22 protein-coding genes are annotated in these 18,919 nt (G+C 68.0%); 11 read left to right on the top strand and 11 right to left on the bottom strand.

Annotation, left to right across the window (positions count from 1 at the left end; translation table 11 throughout):
- Positions 1–32: 32 nt before the first annotated feature.
- Positions 33–905: an alpha/beta fold hydrolase gene (locus AB5J56_RS39605; protein WP_369240382.1), complete on the bottom strand. Its 873-nt coding sequence runs from the start codon at positions 903–905 to the stop codon at positions 33–35.
- Positions 906–968: 63 nt separating this feature from the next.
- Between AB5J56_RS39605 and AB5J56_RS39600 the strand changes: the two genes are divergently transcribed.
- Positions 969–1,574 carry an ABATE domain-containing protein gene (locus AB5J56_RS39600; RefSeq protein WP_369240380.1) on the top strand — a complete coding sequence of 202 codons (606 nt, stop codon included), beginning with the start codon at positions 969–971 and terminating at the stop codon, positions 1,572–1,574.
- Between the two features lie 71 nt (positions 1,575–1,645).
- On the opposite strand, the gene AB5J56_RS39595 is transcribed toward AB5J56_RS39600, so the two are convergent.
- Positions 1,646–2,155: a helix-turn-helix domain-containing protein gene (locus AB5J56_RS39595; protein WP_316783501.1), complete on the bottom strand. Its 510-nt coding sequence runs from the start codon at positions 2,153–2,155 to the stop codon at positions 1,646–1,648.
- A gap of 115 nt (positions 2,156–2,270) precedes the next feature.
- On the opposite strand from AB5J56_RS39595, the gene AB5J56_RS39590 reads away from it, so the two are divergent.
- Entirely contained in the window at positions 2,271–3,284 is a 1,014-nt protein-coding gene (locus AB5J56_RS39590) for an NADP-dependent oxidoreductase (RefSeq protein ID WP_369240377.1), read from the top strand.
- A gap of 162 nt (positions 3,285–3,446) precedes the next feature.
- Here AB5J56_RS39590 and AB5J56_RS39585 read toward each other — a convergent pair whose 3' ends face one another.
- Positions 3,447–4,169: an enoyl-CoA hydratase/isomerase family protein gene (locus tag AB5J56_RS39585; RefSeq protein ID WP_369240375.1), complete on the bottom strand. Its 723-nt coding sequence runs from the start codon at positions 4,167–4,169 to the stop codon at positions 3,447–3,449.
- Between the two features lie 16 nt (positions 4,170–4,185).
- Between AB5J56_RS39585 and AB5J56_RS39580 the strand changes: the two genes are divergently transcribed.
- Positions 4,186–4,866, top strand: coding sequence for a LysR substrate-binding domain-containing protein (locus tag AB5J56_RS39580; RefSeq protein WP_369240373.1), 681 nt, complete (start codon positions 4,186–4,188; stop codon positions 4,864–4,866).
- Between the two features lie 137 nt (positions 4,867–5,003).
- Here the strand turns inward: AB5J56_RS39580 and AB5J56_RS39575 are convergent, their stop codons facing one another.
- The gene (locus AB5J56_RS39575) at positions 5,004–5,606 is read right to left on the bottom strand and encodes a TetR/AcrR family transcriptional regulator (RefSeq protein ID WP_369240371.1); all 603 of its coding nucleotides are present in this window, start codon (positions 5,604–5,606) and stop codon (positions 5,004–5,006) included.
- A gap of 169 nt (positions 5,607–5,775) precedes the next feature.
- Here AB5J56_RS39575 and AB5J56_RS39570 point away from each other — a divergent pair, with 169 nt between their 5' ends.
- Entirely contained in the window at positions 5,776–6,489 is a 714-nt protein-coding gene (locus AB5J56_RS39570) for an SDR family oxidoreductase (RefSeq protein WP_369240369.1), read from the top strand.
- A gap of 433 nt (positions 6,490–6,922) precedes the next feature.
- Here the strand turns inward: AB5J56_RS39570 and AB5J56_RS39565 are convergent, their stop codons facing one another.
- From AB5J56_RS39565 to AB5J56_RS39550, 4 genes are all read right to left on the bottom strand, one after another.
- A complete protein-coding gene (locus tag AB5J56_RS39565; RefSeq protein WP_369240367.1) occupies positions 6,923–7,753 on the bottom strand; it encodes an enoyl-CoA hydratase/isomerase family protein in 831 nt (276 codons plus the stop codon).
- 112 nt (positions 7,754–7,865) lie between these two features.
- Positions 7,866–8,672 (bottom strand): strictosidine synthase, encoded by an 807-nt coding sequence (locus AB5J56_RS39560; RefSeq protein WP_369240365.1) that lies wholly within the window; start codon positions 8,670–8,672, stop codon positions 7,866–7,868.
- 33 nt (positions 8,673–8,705) lie between these two features.
- Positions 8,706–9,572 carry an alpha/beta fold hydrolase gene (locus AB5J56_RS39555; protein WP_369240363.1) on the bottom strand — a complete coding sequence of 289 codons (867 nt, stop codon included), beginning with the start codon at positions 9,570–9,572 and terminating at the stop codon, positions 8,706–8,708.
- A gap of 49 nt (positions 9,573–9,621) precedes the next feature.
- A complete protein-coding gene (locus AB5J56_RS39550) occupies positions 9,622–10,617 on the bottom strand; it encodes an NADP-dependent oxidoreductase (protein ID WP_369240361.1) in 996 nt (331 codons plus the stop codon).
- A gap of 149 nt (positions 10,618–10,766) precedes the next feature.
- Between AB5J56_RS39550 and AB5J56_RS39545 the strand changes: the two genes are divergently transcribed.
- Positions 10,767–11,390, top strand: a complete 624-nt coding sequence (locus AB5J56_RS39545) for a TetR/AcrR family transcriptional regulator (protein ID WP_369240359.1) — start codon at positions 10,767–10,769, stop codon at positions 11,388–11,390.
- A 147-nt stretch (positions 11,391–11,537) separates the two neighbouring features.
- Here AB5J56_RS39545 and AB5J56_RS39540 read toward each other — a convergent pair whose 3' ends face one another.
- On the bottom strand, positions 11,538–12,209 hold the full coding sequence (locus AB5J56_RS39540; protein WP_369240357.1) for a TetR/AcrR family transcriptional regulator: 672 nt from the start codon (positions 12,207–12,209) through the stop codon (positions 11,538–11,540).
- Between the two features lie 67 nt (positions 12,210–12,276).
- On the opposite strand from AB5J56_RS39540, the gene AB5J56_RS39535 reads away from it, so the two are divergent.
- The 6 genes from AB5J56_RS39535 to AB5J56_RS39510 all read left to right on the top strand — a co-directional run bounded on the left by AB5J56_RS39535 (position 12,277) and on the right by AB5J56_RS39510 (position 16,986).
- Positions 12,277–13,116, top strand: a complete 840-nt coding sequence (locus AB5J56_RS39535) for an alpha/beta fold hydrolase (RefSeq protein WP_369240355.1) — start codon at positions 12,277–12,279, stop codon at positions 13,114–13,116.
- 593 nt (positions 13,117–13,709) lie between these two features.
- Positions 13,710–14,621: an alpha/beta hydrolase fold domain-containing protein gene (locus AB5J56_RS39530; RefSeq protein WP_369240353.1), complete on the top strand. Its 912-nt coding sequence runs from the start codon at positions 13,710–13,712 to the stop codon at positions 14,619–14,621.
- Between the two features lie 54 nt (positions 14,622–14,675).
- Entirely contained in the window at positions 14,676–15,173 is a 498-nt protein-coding gene (locus tag AB5J56_RS39525) for a hypothetical protein (protein WP_369240351.1), read from the top strand.
- A gap of 172 nt (positions 15,174–15,345) precedes the next feature.
- Complete coding sequence (locus AB5J56_RS39520) at positions 15,346–15,480, top strand: hypothetical protein (RefSeq protein ID WP_369240349.1); 135 nt, start codon at positions 15,346–15,348, stop codon at positions 15,478–15,480.
- Positions 15,481–15,753: 273 nt separating this feature from the next.
- Positions 15,754–16,326: a TetR/AcrR family transcriptional regulator gene (locus AB5J56_RS39515; RefSeq protein WP_266695800.1), complete on the top strand. Its 573-nt coding sequence runs from the start codon at positions 15,754–15,756 to the stop codon at positions 16,324–16,326.
- Between the two features lie 480 nt (positions 16,327–16,806).
- A complete protein-coding gene (locus tag AB5J56_RS39510) occupies positions 16,807–16,986 on the top strand; it encodes a winged helix-turn-helix domain-containing protein (protein ID WP_369243052.1) in 180 nt (59 codons plus the stop codon).
- A gap of 32 nt (positions 16,987–17,018) precedes the next feature.
- On the opposite strand, the gene AB5J56_RS39505 is transcribed toward AB5J56_RS39510, so the two are convergent.
- Complete coding sequence (locus AB5J56_RS39505; protein ID WP_369240347.1) at positions 17,019–17,504, bottom strand: hypothetical protein; 486 nt, start codon at positions 17,502–17,504, stop codon at positions 17,019–17,021.
- Positions 17,505–17,653: 149 nt separating this feature from the next.
- Positions 17,654–18,502, bottom strand: coding sequence for a hypothetical protein (locus AB5J56_RS39500; RefSeq protein ID WP_369240345.1), 849 nt, complete (start codon positions 18,500–18,502; stop codon positions 17,654–17,656).
- Positions 18,503–18,919: the final 417 nt, after the last annotated feature.

The raw sequence follows: 18,919 nt of genomic DNA, 5'->3' as shown, positions 1-18,919 counted from the left end.
GGAGGAACGCAATGTCCGTCACCGCGACGGCGTCAGCGGTTCGTCTCTCCGGCCAGGAACGGGCGCAAGTGCGCCAACAGCGCCTCCGGCTGCTCTTCCGGGATGAAGTGACCGCATTCCGGGATCTCGGCACCCGTGACGTCATCCGCGTAGTCGCGCCAGATCTCCAGCGTCGGCAAGCGGGCCGGCAGCCCCGCGGCACCCCACAACGCCAGCACCGGCATGGCGAGGCGGCGCCCCGCGGAGGCGTCGATGTCGTCCAGCGCGATGTCCTGCTCCATGGCCCGGTAATCGTCGAAACTCGCGCGCATGGCACCCGGACGGGAGAAGGCGCGGACGTACCCGTCGACTGCATCGGGCGTCAGTCCGTGGCGGTTGTAGGTCCACCGCTCGAAGAAGTACTCGAGATACCCCCGCATGTCATGCCCCACCAGCCGCTCGGGCAGATCGGGCTGCATCTGAAACAGCCAGTGCCAGTACCCGGAGGCAAGCGAGGCGTCCAGGCGGCGGAACATCTCCCGGGTGGGCACGATGTCGAGCACGGCCAGCCGTTCCACCTGCTCCGGGCGGTCCAGCGCCCAGCGGTGCCCCACCCGCGCGCCGCGGTCGTGCCCCACGACCGAGGCCTTCTCGAAGCCGAGCGCTTCGACGAGGCCGGCGATGTCGGCGGCCATCCGTCGCTTGTCGTAGCCGGTGGCGGGTTTGTCGCTCAGGCCGTAGCCGCGCAGGTCAGGTGCTACGACGGTGTGGTCGGCGGCGAGATCCGCCAACACCGGCCGCCAGCAGTCGGAGGTCTGCGGCCAGCCGTGGAGCAGTACGAGCAGAGGGCCGGATCCCGCGCGGAGGTAGTGCAGACGGACCCCGTCCACCTGACTCACTCCGGTCGCCACCGTCGGCTGTCCCATGGATCTGCCTCCTAGCACGAACTAACCCTCTTAGAGGGTTAAGCTAACGTGCAGAATAGGGACGTGGCAACGGACGACATGTGGATCTGGGACGGCGGGCGGGTCTGCCTGGACCTCGTCAACACCCTGCGCAACCGTTGGCGGACCCCGCCGGCCGAGACACTGCAGAGTTCGGGCGACCTGGTCCTCTGGCTTCAAGAGGCCGGGCTGCTCGCACCGGACCCCCCGCGCTCCGCCGCTGCCGCCGTCCTGGCGTCGGGCCTCCGACTGCGCGAGACGGTCGACCGGGCCGTACTGGCGGTCGCAGACGGCCGGCTGCCCGCAGCCGACGACATCATGGCGCTCAACCGATCAGCAGCGCAGGCCCCGCGCCCCGCCCTGCAGATCGCCGTCACGGACGGACGCCTGGAGCCTGCCGGCACCACGAACCTGGCCACCGACCCCGCGGTCGCCTTGGCGCTCGTCGCTCAGGATGCCGTCGATCTACTTCTGTCCGCCGAGATCCGGCGCGTACGCGTCTGCGGCGCGGACACCTGCGCCCTGCGCTTCTTGGACCGCTCCCCTGCCCACAACCGCCGCTGGTGCTCCATGGCGCGCTGCGGCAACCGCACCAAGGTCCGCCTCCACCAGGCCCGGGCCAGACGGAGCGAGCACACCCCGAGAGGCTGAGGTCCTCCACCCGGCACCCTCGTCCACAGCCGGCGACGTCGCGCCGATCGCCCGACGCAACCGCGTTCAGCTCACTCGGCGGCCTTCATACGAAAAGCGGGCCCAGGAACGCTCTCGATGTCTTCCTCCCGCACGGAGTGGCCTTGTTCGCAGCGGACGTGGACGTTGACGTGCGCGCCGCACCCACGGTGCCGCGTCAGCACGGCCGGCCCCTCCGGATCGGCGCGATACCGGTCGCCCCACTGCAGGAGCCCCATCACGGCCGGCACGAGATCCATGCCCTTCGGGGTGATCACGTACTTCGGCCGGCTCCGCGCACCCGGCTCCTTGTAGGTCTCGGTGGCCAGGATCCCTTCCTCCACCAGCATCCGGAGTCGCGCCGCGAGCAGGTTGCGAGGACAGCCCAGGACGCGTTCGAAGTCACCGAAGCGGGACGAGCCGTACCAGACCTCGCGGAGGATCAGGATCGTCCACTTCTCCCCCACGACCTCAAGGGTCCGCGCGATCGAGCAGTTCGACATGTCCCGGTCGAGACGGGGGTCCATGCCGGAGTCCTGAAGAGCTTCGGTCCACACATCCATGGGGTGATACTAACCTCGCCTAAGTTTACTTTCCTATACCCAGCAAGTAGCGTCACAACTGGCACATCAACCCGGCCGCGCACGCGAAGCGGGGCCTCCCAGAAAGGCGGCCGGCATGAAGGCATTCGTCGTCGCGAAGTACGGCAAGGACGGCGCCCGCGCCGCACAGGTACCCGAGCCCACCGTCGGGGACCGCGACGTCCTGGTCAGAGTGAGCGCTGCCGGCATCAACCCGCTGGACAAGATGGTCCGCAACGGAGAGTTCAAGCAACTCCTGAAGTACAGGCTTCCGTTCACCCTCGGCCACGACGTGTCCGGCGTCGTGACGCGTGTCGGTTCCGCCGTACGCGGCTTCGAAGTGGGGGACGAGGTCTACGCCCGTCCCCGCGACCTGCGGATCGGCAGTTTCGCGGAGTTCATCGCGATCGACCAGGACGATGTCTCGCCCAAGCCGGCCTCACTCACCTTTGAAGAGGCAGCCGCAGTACCGCTGGTGGCCCTGGCTGCCTGGCAGATCCTCGTCGACCGCGCCCGCGTGCAGCCGGGCCAGAAGGTACTCATCCACGCCGGTGCCGGTGGCCTCGGATCGACGGTCATCCAGCTCGCCAAGCACCTCGGCGCCACAGTGGCGACGACGACTGGCACCGACACCGAGAAGCTGGTCAGGAGCCTCGGGGCCGACGTCGTCGTCGACTACACCAAGGAAGACTTCTCCAAGGTGCTGTCCGGCTACGACCTGGTGCTGGACTCCCTGGGCGGGACAAACCTCGAGAAGTCCCTGACGGTGCTGAGGCCCGGCGGTCTGGCCATCGGTGTCGTCGGCCCGCCGGACGCCGGGTTCGCCAAGCAGCTCGGCGCCCCCTCGTTCATGGGCCTGGTGATGAACACGCTCAGCCGCAAGGTCCGCAAGCAGGCCAAGGCGCTGGGCGTGCGCTACCAGTTCCTCTTCATGCAGGCCGACGGCTCCCAGCTGCGCAAGCTCAGCGCCCTCTACGACAGCGGGAAGCTCCGCCCGGTCGTCGACAGGACCTTCCCGTTCGACCAGACGCTCGAGGCGATGGCGTACGTCGAGCAGGGCCGTACCAAGGCCGGCAAGGTCGTGGTCTCGATGGTGACCGACGGCGACTGACGTCAGGCCGGGCCACATCGCCGACCCGAGCCGTGGTCAATACCTCGCATCCATTGCGCGTCAGGGTTGGTCACGGCCCAGAACCGCCACTCCTGTGCGAGCCCGCCGAGGTGAACAGACGCAGATGTCGCCGTGCGAGGCGAAACCCCGTACGGCTCGCGGTCATCGACGCTCATGACGGACACGGCCTGACAGGCCTGCATCGACGACGCGTCGGCGCCGTGGACATCGCCGTATCCCCCGCATCCCCCGCCGTCCGACCGGCCCGTGACGCAGCGCTGCTGCGGCCCAGGGGGTGTCGAGGTGGTGCAGGCGTTTCTCGATCTCGCCGAGGGTCGGCGCACCGAACGCCCAGTCCACGTCACCGCGTACGTCCGCCAGCCTGCTCTCCGTCACCGGGGAACGGTCGGCGAGACAGTTCAGGACGACGTCCACTGGGTCACCGGGGCTGTCGGCCAAAGCGTCCGCGACTGCGGCGAGCCGGTCGCTGGGGGCGAAGTGTATGGCCAGCCCCGTGTACAGGGCGTCGGCCGCGTCGAGCCGGTGCCCGGTCAGCCTCAGATACATGCCGATCGCGCCGGGCAGCCTCGGCAGAAAGTAGCTGGCCCCGATATCCGGGAAGAACCCGATCCCGGTCTCGGGCATCGCCGGCACCGCGCTCTCGGTGACGACGCGGAAGCCGCCGTGGACGGACAGCCCCAGACCGCCACCCATACAGACGCCGTCGACGAGCGACACGATCGGGACGGGATACTCGGCGATTCGGGCGTTGAGCCGGTATGCGGAGGCGAAGAACCCTTCACTGGCCGCGGCATCCCCGGCGTGACTGTGCTCTCGGATCGTGCAGATGCCTCCGCCGGCGCAGAAGGAGATCGGACGAGCCATCTCGGACAGCGCGCGCGTGATCGAGGAGGCCATCGACCGTGTCGTCGACACCGTGGAGGGCCAGGACTCGCCATCCCTGCACGGCACGGTGCGCGTCAGCGCGCCCGACGGCTTCGGCACCGCCTTCGCCACACCCGCCCTCGTACGGGTGCGCCGCCACCACCCCCGGCTCCAGGTCGAACTCATCACCGCGACACGGCAGCTCGCCCTGCGCCCGTCCGGTTTCGATCCCGCCGTAGTCATCGGCGTTCCCTCCAGCAGCCGCCTGGTGACCGAGCACCTCACCGACTACACGCTGGGGCTCTGCGCCTGCGACGACTACCTGGCCAAGTACGGCCGGCCGAAGTCGCCGGCCGAGCTGCGCGAGCACCCGCTCATCTTCTACATCGAGTCCATGCTGCAGGTCGGCGACCTCGACATCGAGCGCCACCTTCCCGGCATGACCCCCGCCTTCTCCTCGACGAACGTCTTCGCCCAACTCGAAGCCACCCGGCAGGGATCCGGCATCGGCGTCCTTCCGGCCTTCCTGACCCAGCGGACGCAACTGCGCCGGCTGCTCCCCGACGAGATCGACATCCGGCTCCCCATCACCCTGGCCGTCCGCCGGGAGGCGGTGACACACGCCGCCGTGCGCGTCCTGTGGGCCGCGCTACGGCAAGAGGTCGCCGAACGGGCCGATGAACTGCTTCCGGAGTGAACGCCGGCGAGATGCAGGTGCGGTGGAATCCCGCCGATGGAACCACAGTCGCCGCCTGGTCGCGGCGGTCAGGATCAGAGCCATGGGGTAGCCGAGAACCATTCTGATGATCGCCTGGGACGGAGGCCGGCCGTGCTTCAGCGAGGCAGCAGGACGTCGACCTGCCCCCGGATGTCCTGCACGATCTCCTCGACGCTCAAGGCGATGTTCACGCTCACCGCCATGCTGAGGAACATCACGGCGGACACGATGTGTGCCAGCGTCGCGGCGTCGCCCTCTGCGACCCGCTTGTCTCGGCGGAGCACGGCGGCGATGGCCTCCTCGGTCTGCGCGACGATGGCGAGTGCCGCGCCGTGCCGGGGCTCCTCGGGGTCGCCGAAGACCATCTCTCGCAGGTAGGTGCGTCCGTTGTCGATCTGGGTGCGATTGCACTCCACGATCGGCCGGACGATCGCCATCACCGCGTCCAGCACGCCGGGGACGGTCTCGGCGTCGGCCCGGCCCTGCTCGAGCGCTTCGATGTACTTGGCGTTCTGCACGAGCAGGAGGAGTTCGCCCTTGGTCTTGGCATAAAGGAACAGGGTCCCGGTGCCGATGTCGGCCTTGTCGGCGATCTGCTGGGTCGTGACCTCATCGACGCCGTGTTCGGCGAACAACTCCGTCGCGGCAGCGACGATGCGGTCGAATTTCTCCTGCTTGTTCCGCTCGCGCCGTCCGACCGGCCGGGGGGCGACAGACATGGCGATGTCCTCCAGCAATAGGATTCTGACCTTAGTCAGTTATGATTACACTCGGTACCGCGTGGGCTCGAATATGGCTACGCTCATTCTCCCATGACAGGGCGAGCAGTCATTGCTCCATCCGTGCAGAGCCACGCACTTCACATCCCCCTGGAACGAAGGAACACCCATGCCCTCCCTCGATGGAGCAGTCGTCCTCGTCACCGGCGCCAATGGCGGTATCGGCACCCACTTCGTCCACGACGCCCTGGCTCGCGGCGCCGCCAAGGTCTACGCCACCGCCCGTTCCCCCCGCGCCTGGGACGACGAACGCATCGTCCCCCTGACCCTTGACGTCACCGACCGCGCGTCGATCGACGCGGCCGTCGCCGCCGCGGCGGACGTCACCGTGCTCGTCAACAACGCGGGCGCCACCCCGCCGAGCGCGAGCCTGCTGGACGTCACCGAGGCGGACATCCGGGCGAACATGGAGACCAACTTCTTCGGACCGATCTTCCTTGCCCGCGCCTTCGCACCGATCCTCGCCGCCAAGCAGGGGTCGATCCTCATCGACGTGCACTCCGTTGCCAGTTGGTACGCCTTCGGCGGCGCCTACAGCGCGTCCAAGGCCGCACTGTGGTCGGCCACCAACTCGCTGCGCATCGAGCTCGCACCCATGGGCGTCCACGTGACGGGCGTGCACATGGGCTACGTCGACACCGACATGGCCGCGCACGCCGAGGGGCCCAAGATGCTGCCGACGCAGCTGGTGACGGCGGTCTACGACGCGGTCGAGGCCGGCGAGTACGAGGTCCTGGCCGACGAGTTGACCCAGGGGGTCAAGGCGGCTCTGAGCGGCCCGGTCGAGGCGCTCTACCCGGACCTGCGCGGCACGAACGCCTGAACTTGTCCTTCGGCCCCGATCGTGAGGACAGACCATCGCGGCTGTCAGGCCACTGGCGCAGGCGGTGCCAGGTGCCGCGAGTTCACCCCGGTTGGTGTCGGTGAAACTCGGACAGGCCATGCCCGGCGAGCGCCTCGCCGAGCATCATCCGGTGCACTTCGCCCAGCGACCGTCAAGGACACTTCCCCCACGCCCTGTCGGCGTACAGGCCGCGCCACTGGGTGGTGAGCCCTGGACCACGGTACGGAAGACGTCGAACACCGCACCGCGTCCGCAGCAGCCCCGATCCGTCGGTCGTACTCGATGGTGACCGGGCTTCGCGCCATCGTTCGCCTCCCCCATCGGGCAGGCGTACGACGACCCAGATGGGACTCGCGACAAAGCGAGCACGGCCGCGGCATCTGCTGCGTACGTGCTCGCTTCCTGCCGGGTGTCAGCGTTGCTGGTTGGCGACGCCGATGTGGTGCCCGAGACGGTATTCGAAGTCGATGCCGGCCTGTTCGGCGAGGGCCTGCGTGCCTGCGGCCCGGGTGAGGAAACCGGGGAGGGTGAGGGAGTGGGCGAACTCGCCGTACGCGGCGACCAGGTCCGCGTCCGGGGGCAGGGACGCCCGGTTGATCTGGGCTTTGGCCGAGGCGAGTGAGATGCGGTCGAAGGAGGCGAGCCGGGCGGCGACGGTGGTGACGAAGGCGTCGAGTTCGCTGTCGGGGAGGGCGCGGGTGACCCAGCCCCAGCGCTCGGCGGTGTCGGCGTCGTAGTCGTCGCTGGTGAGGATGGCTTCCAGGGCGCGGTCGCGTCCGATGGCCCGGGGGAGGCGTTCGGCGCCGCCACCGCCGGGCAGCAGTCCGCTGCCGACCTCGGGCTGTCCGAAGATCGCCTTCTCACGACTGGCGTAGCGCAGATCGAGGGCGAGGGCGAGCTCGTTCCCGCCGCCGCGGGTACGTCCCCGGATGGTCGCGATGGTGATGTAGGGCGCTTTGGAGAGTTCCAGGACCAGATTCGTCCATGCCGGCGCCGCTTCCGGGTCCTCGGGGGCGGGGAAGTCGGCGGCGGCAGCCAGGTCGAAGTGGTTGTAGAAGAAGTCGGGGGTGGCGCTGTCGAACAGCACGACCTGGATGTCCGGGTCGGTGGCCAGTTCTTCGACGATCTCGATGAGGCGCAGGACGGTCTCGCCGGTGATGAGGTTGACGGGCGGGTTGGCGAAGGTGATCTTCGCGATCTGCGGTGAGGTGCGCTCGTAGTGGATGGTGCTGTGCTCGCTCATGACTGGCTCCGGATACGGATTCGGATACGTGACGGGTGTCAGACGGCGACGGGGACGCGAGGAGGGCGGGGAAGCGTGGCGCAGATGCATTGCTGAGCAGAGCCCACGCCGCTCACTCCTCGTAGTGCGGGAGGATGTCGCCGTTCTTGACGTAGGTGAGGGCGGCGGTGACGTCGTAGGCGTGGATCGCGGAGACCTGCGGTGCCAGCCGGTCGGACAACTCCTGGACCAGATTGCCGGTGAAGAAGGCGTCCCGTGCCGCGGTGTCGGTGAACCCGAGGCTGACCGAGGCGTGGAAGCGCTGGTCCTGGGGGTTGTCGTGGGCGACGTCCGGGGTGTCCCAGAGCTTTTCGCTCCAGGGCAGGAACGTCTGCGTGCGCAGTTCCCTCAGTACTCCGGTGCCGGCGAGCGCGGGAGCGAGCTGCTCGTTGACGAACTTCCGGAAGGCGCCGGCGCCGACGCCGTCCCTGCGGCGCAGGTAGATCAGAGCGCGGGCACCGACCATCTGTCCGGGGCCTGCGACGTCGTACCAGCGGGCTGAGTTCGGCGGGCCGGCGTAGAGCAGGGTGCGGCGGAACACGTTGATCTCGTCGGCGTAGGCCAGCTTGGTCTGCTTGCGCCCTTTCAGGGGTGCGAGCGCCGATTGGAAGGTGACTTCCGCGACGCCGTCGATCTTCCGGTCGGCGGGGATCGCGGTCTGGACCCCGTCGGTGGCCGGCCACCGGCCCGGGTTGTGCTCGGCGAGGTGGATCTGCCGGTACTCCTCCAGGCCCGGAGTGGCGGAGATGATCCCCGAGTGCGGGCCCTTCCAGTGGTCCATGCCGGTCTGGCGGGGCTGGTCGGTCCGCACCCACAGCAGGATCGAGGAGGTGAGAGGCTTCTTCACTGCCAGCGGCGCGACGGCCGGTGACGTGCTCATGATGGTGCCCTTCTCTTCCTGGTCAGACGGTTGTCACGGGGCGAGGAACTCGACCGCCACGGGGGCGAACCGGTCGTGGTACTGGAAGATGCCGCCGTGCCCGGAGTCGGGGTAGATGATCAGCTCACTGCCCTTGATGCGCCGGTGCAGGTCCTCCGACAGGACCGAGGGCACCATGCGGTCGTTGTCGCCGTTGGCGATCAGGGTGGGCTGCGTGATCGACGACAGGTCGTCGGGGGTGGAGCGCCCCCACTTCTTGATGGCCTTCAGCTGTGTCTGGAACGCCTTGGTCTTGATGTCCACGTCGCGGTCGACGGTGCGCTCCTTGAGCCGGTTGACGAACGCGCGTGCGGCGGGCTTGCCAGTGGCGTTGCGGTTGAAGAACAGGAACTCCTTGGGGTCCGAGCGGGTCAAGGTGGCGCGCAGGATGTCCCAGTAGGTGATTCTGGCGACCTTGTCCATGTCCTTGCCGCCCTTGGGCCCGGTGCCGGTGAGGACGAGCTTGCGGACGAGCTCGGGGTGCTTGACCACCAGGGCCTGGGCGACCATGCCGCCGAGGGAGAAGGAGAAGACGTCGATCTTGTCGTATCCGAGCGCCTTGATGAAGGTGTAGGCGTCGTCGGCCATCGCCTCGACGCTGTCCGGCACCTGGCCGGTGGAGGCCCCGACACCGCGGTTGTCGAAGGCGATGACGTGACGGCCCTTCGCGATGGGATCGATGATGCGGGGGTCCCAGTTGTCCAGGGTCGCGGCGAGGTGGACGAAGAAGACGACGGGGATGCCGCCCTTCGGTCCCAGCTCGCGGTAGGCGTAAGTGACGCCACCAGTGGTGACGGTGCGGGCCGGGGCCTTCGCGTAGGAGGTGATGACGGCTTCGTTCGGGGTGTCGGTGCTGCTCATGGCGGATTCTCCTGGTCTGTTTTGTGTCGCCCGTCGCGGTTGCGGCGGGTCAGCTGTGGCCGATGACGGCCTTGCCGCGGATGCCGCCCTGGGACAGGGACTGCAGCGCCTGCGGGGTCTGGTCGAAGCCGACCACCTTTCCCACGACCGGACGCACCACGCCCTGGTCGATGAGGGTGGTGATCTGGCGGAGCTGGTCGCCGCTGGCGCGCATGAGCAGGAACTCGTACGTCACGCCGAGCTTCTTCGCCTGCTTGCGGATCTTGCGGCTCAGGACGGCGACCGCCAGGCGCAGCAACGGGTTGAGGCCGGCCTCGCGCGCGAAAGTGGGCTCCGGCGGACCAGCGATCCCGATGGCTTTGCCGCCGGGCTTGAGCACCCGCAGGGACTTCTCGAGAGTCTCCCCACCGAGGCTGTCCAACACCAGGTCGTAGCCGCTCAGGAGCTGCTCGAAGTCCTGGGTGCGGTAATCGATCACCGTGTCCGCGCCTAGCGCGCGCACGAAGTGCTCGTTGGAAGCGCTGGCGGTCGTGGCGACGTGCGCACCGAGGTGCGCGGCGAGCTGGATCGCGATCGAACCGACCCCGCCGGCGCCGGCGTGGATGAGGACCTTCTGCCCGGGCCGTACCTTCCCGCGCCCCACCAGCGCCTGCCACGCCGTGAGCGCCACCAGCGGCAGCGCGCCGGCCTCATTCATGCTGATCGAGGCGGGCTTGAGCGCCAGGTCGCCCTCCGCGACGGCGATGCGCTCGGCGAAGGTGCCGATGCGGTCCTGGTCGGGCCGACCGTAGACCTCGTCCCCGGGCTTGAAGCCGCGAACCGCTGTCCCGACGCCGATGACGGTGCCCGCGACGTCGTTGCCCAGGATCAGCGGCAGCTTGTAGGGCAGGATCTGCTTGAACTCGCCGGCGCGGATCTTCTCGTCCAGCGGGTTCAGCCCGGCGGCCTCCACGCGGACCAGCACGTCGTGCTCCCCGACGGTGGGCTCGGGGACGTCCGCCTCCTGCAGCGGCTCCTTGTACTTGGTGACGACGAACGCTCTCATGGGGCGCCACTCCTAGAATTTTTCTTATTTATCCACGTTTGCGATTGGACCGGCCAACCCGGTGTGGCATCCGGGGTCTCGCCCCGCTCAACCAATCCGAGTACACTCAACTATGAGTCCACTCAGAAATTTTGTCAAGGGAGGTCCCCATGGGAAGCGGCGACATGCCGATCGGGCGCCGTGAGAGGGCCAAACAGGACAAGCGCGAGCGCATCATGACCGCAGCCCGCGAGCTGTTTGTCGAACACGGCGTCGACAAGGTCACGACGCAGCAGGTCGCCCGCCGGGCCGATGTCGCGATCGGGACGCTCTACCTGTACGCGTCCACCAAGGCCGAGTTGCTGATCATGGTGCAGAACGAGAAGTTCGCCGCCGCCGTCGATTCCGGCCTCGCCGCCGCGAACACCGCCGTCGGACAGGGCGCGTTGGAGCGGGTCATCGCCCTCATCCGTCCCGTCGTGGAGTGCGTGAGGGAGCAGATCGAGAACGGCCGCACATACCTGCACGAACTCGTCTTCGGCGACCCGGCCGAGCCCTACCGGCAAGCGGGCCTGACCCTTGCCGGCCGCCTCGAGGACGGCATTGCCGGCCTACTCACCCGCTACGAGCACGTCGGCGCCGCCGACGCGGCGACGCTGGCACGGGTGATTACCGCGATCGTCCACGTCAGCACCACCGCCACGCTGTACCTGCACCGCAGCGACGATGCCGTCCTCGCCGACATCCGCGACCAGATCCACGCCACCCTGGCGCCCCACCACCGCGCCGCATGACCGTTCGCTCCACGCGCCACCCACCAAACCCCCGGAAAGGGGGCACCTCATGAGCACGCACTACGGCGTCGTCGCCCTCGGCGCCGGAACAGCGGGTACGTCACCGCGATCCGCACCGCGCAACTCGGCAAGACCACTCGGCTGCGGTCAGGCTTCCGGGCCCCCCGCCTCCGACCCGTCGACGTTGCCGTGTGTCAGTGACGCAAGAATCCCCGCACGGCAGACATCGAGGATTTCGTCCGCCAGCGGAGAACCGTCCGGGCATGCGCGCGACAACACGACCGCGCCGACCGAGTGGGCGAGCATGTCGATCACCATGGTGCGGGTCGCGCGCTGGTCCGCATCCCCCGGCGTATCACTCTGAGCCTGAAGGGCCGTCAGCAGGTTCTCGATCCCGGCTGCGAACTCTGTTTTGATGTCCGCCGGCTGGCGTGCGGCGTCGCCGCTGAGGGCCGCGATGGTGCAGCCGTCACCGCGCCCGTCGCGATGCTCCCGCGAGACGTAGCGCTCGACGAACTCGGCGGGGTCCAGGCCTTCCGCCCGTTCCGCGGTCTGCGCGAGCCCGCTTGCGGACGCTTCGGCCATCAGGTCGGCCTTGGAGCGGAAGTGCTTGTAGAACCCGCCATGCGTGAACCCGGCGGCCGCCATCAGTTCCGCCACACCGACACCGTCGTAGCCGCGCTCGCGGAACAGCCTGGCGGCTGTCGCGACGATGTGGGCACGGTTGCGCTCTGCCTGCGCCTTGGTGACCCGCACGATCGGCCGCCCCTTCCTCAATTGACGCTCAGCGGTCAAGCGTACATAGATGTCGATCGACATCAAAGGTCTTGACTTATTGGATTACGATCGTCATCGTATTGCTACCTGCTCCAGAAAGGCCCAGACCATGAGTGACACCCATGTGACCGCACCGACCCAGTACATCGATGTCGACGGCGACCGCTTCGCCTACCGACGCTGGGGCAAGCCCTCCGGCGTCCCGATCTTCCTGCTCCAGCACTTCCGCGGGGGAATGGACAACTGGGACCCGCTGCTCACCGACGGCCTGGCCGAAGGCCGTGAGGTCATCCTGTTCAACGGGCGCGGCATCGCCTCGTCATCGGGCACGCCGCGTAACCGGATGGAGGACATGGCCGACGACATCGCCGCGGTCATCCGCGCACTGGGGCTGGAGCAGGTCGACCTGCTCGGCTTCTCGCTCGGCGGTTTCCAGGCGCAGGAGGTCACGCTGCGCCACCCCCAGCTGGTACGCAAGCTCCTCCTGCTCGGCACCGGCCTCCGCGGCGGGGACCCGACAAGTGACCCCCAGGTGCCTCAGTACGCCCTGAACCCGGTCCCCACCCTGGAGGACTTCCTCTTCCTGTTCTTCGGCCGCTCGGAAGCCGCGAAGCAAGCAGGCAAGGCCTTCTGGGAGCGCCGCCACCAGCGGGCCGACCAGGACCCGCCGAGCTCGCCCGCAGTCGCACAGGCGCAGTTCGAAGCGACCATCGCCTACGCGGAACCGCTGCCGGGCGAGAACCCCTACGCCCACCTGAACGCGATCACCCAGCCGACGCTGGTCCTCAACGGCGAGAACGACGTGATGATCGCCTCGATCAACTCCTGGCACCTCGCCCAGAACATCCCCAACGCTCAACTGCTGATCTACCCCGACGCCGGGCATGGAGCGCAGTTCCAGTACCCCGAGCGCTTCCTGAAGCACGCCATTCAGTTCCTCGAGGAGTAGCACCCGTGCAGTCGCTGATGCCCGGTGTGCAATGACGGCCCAGCCCAACGGATCCCAGGACTCCGACAAGCACGCCTTCTCATCCATGAAGTCATGTGCGCCTCCACGGTCGCGGACACAGGACAGTCCGGCGGCCGGATCGCCGCCGATTCCGTCGGCCTGACCAGTTGCTCGGCAAGCCGACAGGCCTACCGGTACGGCCGGCCGAGGCAGGCAAGCCCGCGCGATGCAGGCAGGGCGCACTCGCGCCCTGCTGTCGCGCCCGCACCCACCGCCACGCGACCGCACCGAAGCCAAGCTGGACGCGGCGGCAGAATCCCCGGATCGCCGGCGCGGGCGCCGCCCACAGGCGCGTCGCACGCACTCGCCCCACCGGCCCCGGGCGGTCCGGTCCACAGGTCGCGACCCGCCCGGCAGGCGCCATGAAGGATCCATGCCCGATGCCCCGTCATGGGCCTCCGCACATCCATCAGGTGACTCCGACTCACCTGAGTTCACTTTCACATACTCAGCTACTAGCGTCATGACCAGTACATCGACCCGCCCGCCGCGGGGGAACGCGGCACGGCACCCGCCCGACAAGGAGCAGCACCATGGGAGTAAGCCAAGAGGCACACGAGTTCGCGGAGTTCCTCGCGAGTGTGAGCGCGAAGTCGTCGACACCCGGTCTCGACCTGGCCGTCATCCGCGACATCGTGGACTCGAACCACAAGGCGTCGACCGAGCCGGAAGGCGTCACGTACGCCGAGGTGGACGCGGGCGGCGTCCCCGCCCTCTGGGCCATCCCCGAGGGCGCCGACCCCGACAAGGCACTTCTCCACTTCCACTTCGGCGGATCCGTCACCGCCTCCATGCACTCCGACCGCAAGGCAGCGGGCCACATCGCCAAGGCCGCCGGAGCCCGCTCCCTCGTCGTGGACTTCCGCCTGGCGCCCGAACACCCCTACCCCGCGCAGCTCGACGACGCCGAGACGGCCTACCGGTGGCTGCTCTCGCAGGGCTACGAGCCGCGGAACATCGGCAGCACGGGCCATTCGATCGGCGGCACCCTCGCGGTGCTGCTCCCGCTGCGCCTACTCGCGCAGGGCGAGGCGACCCCGGGCGCGATCGTCAGCGTCTCGCCGTGGACCGACCTCACCATCCAGAACGCGTCGGTGGATGAGAACGAGGACAACGACAAGATGCTCAGCAGGAACACCCTGGAGCTCTTCCGTGGAGCCTGGCTCCAGGAGCCCGGAGTGGACTTCGCCGATCCGAAGATCAGCCTCGTGAACGCCGATCTGACCGGCCTGCCGCCCACGGTCGTCCACTACGGCGAGTACGAGACCCTCGCCGACGACGGCGCCCAACTCGGCCGCCGCCTCGCGGACTTCAAGGTCACTTCCGAGGTCCACTCGCTGCCTGAGGGACAGCACTCGTTCGTCCTGGGCGCGGGGCGCGTACCCGAGGTGGACCAGGCGATCCAGCAGATGGGTCAGTGGCTCCGCAAGCACCTCGGCGCGTGAGCTGAAGCCGCACCTGGCGGAGAGGCCTGTCGGCCGGACGGCCGCACCACCGCGATGCCGGCGACCGGACCGCCGGTCGCCGGTCGCCGGTCGCCGGTCGCCGGTCGCCGGTCGCCGGTCGCCGGTCGCCGGTCGCCGGTCGCCGGCATCCTGCTCGACCATATCGGCCGGCATGCGGTACTTGTATCCGACACGGTTCCGCACACAGCCACACCACCGTCCCTTTACCCGCACCTCCTGCGCGCCCTCGCCCCCCTCAACCTCGCCTACCTCCACATCGGCCACGGCAGCGACGAGGAACTCCTGCACACCCTCCGGAAGCTGTGGCCGACCACGCTGATCCTCAACCGGGGCGGTGCCGATCTCTCCACCCGCGCCAAGGACATCGAAGACGGCCTGGCCGATGTGGTCACCGTCGGCACCATGGCACTCGCCAACCCCGACCTCGTCGAGCGCGTACGCTCCGGCGCACCCCTGAACACCCCGGACCCCGCCACCTTCTACGGCGGCGGCGCGACCGGCTACACCGACTACCCCACCCTCGCCGCCTGACGAAGGACCGCGCATCGGGCGAAATCATCGCCCTCGCATGCCTGGAACAGGCCTACGCCGCACGGTGGTGACGACCCGAGGAGCAGCGGGCCGTCACCACCGTGCCCGTAGGCATTTCCCTCGCACCTTCGAGAGGGAGACACACCGAAAAGAGCCTGCGGTTGCTGGAACCATGGACAAGAAGGAGGTCCGCCCGGGCTGCCAACTGCGCCTGGGCCAGGGTGGTTTGACAGCCCTTGCTGACAACGGCGCCGATGGCCCGCACCGTGCCCGTGTCATGGAAATGGACGTTGCCGATCCCGCGTGACGCGACCGAGGAGTCCGACGCTTCGACGACTTCCACCGCCACATCGGCCTGCCGGAGGCGTCCCCAGTGACCGTTTCCAGAAGTTGATCTCGGCCGGCATCCTGAAGGCCGTCCCACTGAGCCAGTGGGGCGAAGCATACGTACTCGGCCCCGAGGGTCCCGTCCGGAGAACCGGCACCCGAATGGCCTGCGGATCGTAATATTACGTACATCAGGTCATGGATTAGGCTTGACTGCGAGGCATCGGCCTTACGGAGCGAACGGAGGATTCTCGTGGTGCGCTACGCCAAGGAGCACAAGCAGGCGACACGGCAACGGATCATCGAGACGGCGGGCCACCGATTCAAGCAGGACGGCATCGACGGTTCGGGCGTCTCCACTCTGATGTCGGATGCCGGGCTCACCAACGGAGCCTTCTACGCCCACTTCGCATCCAAGGACGACCTCGTCGCCAACGTCGTGACCGACCAACTGCGCACACAGGTAGCGAGGTACGGCACTCTGCGGCCCGGCCGCCAGGGTCTCGAAGACCTGGTTCGCGACTACCTGTCGCCTGAGCAACGGGACCACCCCGGCGACGGATGCCCCTCCGCCGCGCTGCTCGACGAGATCAGCCGCTGCGGGGACGAGACGCGGCAGGCTTACACCGACGGCGCACGAGACATCGTGGACGAGATCGCCGCCCGCCTGACGCCTGCGAATCCGCAGTCCGCCCGGGGCAAGGCCATCGGGCTCTTCACCATGATGGTGGGCACGTTGCAGCTCTCCCGAGCCCTCTCCGACCAGAAGTTCTCAGACGAGGTCCTGGCGCAGGGGATCGAGAACGCCCTCTCCTTCATGCGCTGAGGGGAACCGTTCACGGCCTCGCACAACGCCGCCGAGGGCAACGGCCGCGAGGCTGGAAGCCGCCCGATGCGACGGTCACAGCCACTGGAATCACGATCATCGCGGACGGCGGCCATCCCAGGGAAACGCCATCGCCCGTGCCACGAGGCTCGTCCCCGCGTGGACCACGCCCTCGCTCCGCTGACGGACGGGGGCGGCCGGGCGTCCACCAGGCCAAGCCTCACCGGGATGCCCGGGAGGTAAGCAGGGCTGCACCTCCGGAGGGTCTGCCCGATTCGCTCATACCCGGAGCGCCACGGCCCTGAGGCGACACCCCCCGTCTCATACGGCGACCGCACTCGACGCCTACTACCGTTCGAGGAACTCGAGAGCCGTCTGCACGAACTGTCGGTGGAACTGGAAGATGCCGCCGTGACCGGCGTCGGGGTAGATCACTAACTCGCCGTTCGACACCCGCCCCGGCCCGGTCGGCCCGCCAGGATCCTGAGTCCCGAGGACCGCGCCGAGCTGGCCGACCTGCTGGATACATCGGCCGCCGCAGGGATCACCTGGACCGCCCCGGCCCTGCGTGACTGGCTCCGCGACGAGCGGGGCGTGGAAATCTCCGCGTACTGGCTGTGGGAACTGCTGCGCCGTGACGGGTTCCGCTCTCTGCCGTGACATCCGGCGACGGCAGGGAGTAGCAGAAGACATCAACGGGTGATGATCTGCCAAGTCAAGCGTCCGTCAGCTGTTGTCGGCAGGCGTCGTTCCAATGGCGTGCTGGTCTCCAGCGCGGTGGCAACGGAATCGAGCAGGTGACTCAGGGATTCCCACATTTCGTGTGGGTCGAAGGTTGTGGTGCCGAGCTCATCGTGCCGTGCGATTCGGCGGGTTGCACCGTCCGGCTTCGTATCGAGTACCCAGTAGCTGCTGCCGGCGTTGCCGGCGAAGGGGAGATCGTGTGGGTGCCACAGGGCGTAGCCGTCACGGAGAATGAAGTGGCCGGCTCGGCCTTCGCGCTGAGTGTCCTCTTCAAGCTGGGTTGCCAGCCGGCGTGTGGACACCATCTCTTGCGCGCTCAGGAGCTGGAAAGAACCCAGGACGTCGAAGTACCCGCTGCCGTCGTGACGGAGGAGGGATTCTGCAAGCCACGTCTCAAGGCGGTCCCATGAGCTGTTGATGGGCCTCGGGGTCATGGATCCCCATGATGGCACCGGCGCTTGTGGAGTGCCGGTGCCATCGAGGAATCAGCGTGGAACCCCCATACAGAAGGAGCATCCCGGGGTTGCGAAGGTATCCCCTACGGAGAGATGCGAACCGCCGCTTTCACTGATCGCGGCAGCGGTCATGCCCGAGGGGCCCTGCACCGTGAAGGCCGAACTCGACCGCAGTGCGCCGGATTCGACCAGCCGGAAGGACACGAACCGGGGTTTGTAGATGCTGGGGCGCGGTAGTGCGCCCCGTCATGGCTCACCCGGCTGTCGAAGCTGTTGACGTTGTACGAGAGTGTCCATGTATCGCCGGACGCGAGGGTGGGATGGACATGCGCGTTGTACGTGAACGCCTTGCCCTCTTCGCCATAGGTGCCGTACGGGCCGGCCTCGGGGGTGTAGTACACCTGGTCGTGGTCCACCCAGAATGCGAACGGGCCGTACGGATCGCAGCCCGACCAGACGCGGATCCTGGCGCTGAACGCCTCGGTGGTGTCCTGGCTGACGAGGGCGAAGTCGCCGTGCCACGGCGTGACGCTGTACTCGTTGGCGATGCCGGAGAGCGCATCGGTCGCTTCGGTCTCGCCGCGCATCCACGCCTGCTGGTCGGTGTTGAGGTACTGCCACTGGTCGGTCTGGGAAAGGTCGCTGCCCGCGACGCGGGCGATGCGCATCTTCTTGTTCACCGCGGAGTCGTCCACACCGTAGATGTAGGTGTAGCCGTCGCCGCTCATCGAGGCGGGCAGAAGCCCGGCCCCCCACTGGGTGTTGGAGTCCGATGGGATGGGGTCAATGGCGATGGGGTGGGTCAGGTCACTGAGGGAGAAGGTGGCCACCACCAGTCGGTTGATCTCGAAGTCCCATAGGCCAGGGCCGAACTTGTGCCATTCATGGAAGATGATCTGCAGGTAGTCCGTGCCGCCGATGTTCCCGATCATGCCGTCGCCGAGCCAATACCAGTACGAGGTCTCCGGCGAAGGCATCAGCGCCTGAGGGCTGGCCGAGGTGCCGCCGGTGACGGCCCGGAGGCCGGCATGGACCTCGTGTCCGAGGCTGAGATCCGGGCCATTCGCGGACCAATTCACTATCCGTCACCGACAACACTCCTGTTTCCGCAGGTCAGATCAGGTTCCTCGCGTGTACCACCATGAGACCAAGAACCTGCTGGTGAGCTACTCGCCGAAGAAGCTGGGCTTCTTCTAGGGCCTGAAGTCGGTTGCCTGGAGGCATCGTTGTACTCCAGGCAATCCGACACGGTGGGTACGCCCTAGGCTCAGACCCGCCCCGCCGCCTACGCGGCCGCGAAGCGGCGAGCTGCGTCGGCGGCGGCGCGCGCGAACGGCCAGTTGAACTGGAGGGTCATCATCCTGACGACCCGACGCCCGACTGCAAGAGCCCTC

The organism is Streptomyces sp. R21 (assembly GCF_041051975.1).
Taxonomy (GTDB): Bacteria; Actinomycetota; Actinomycetes; order Streptomycetales; family Streptomycetaceae; genus Streptomyces.
This window is presented reverse-complemented; position numbering and strand designations above follow the sequence as displayed.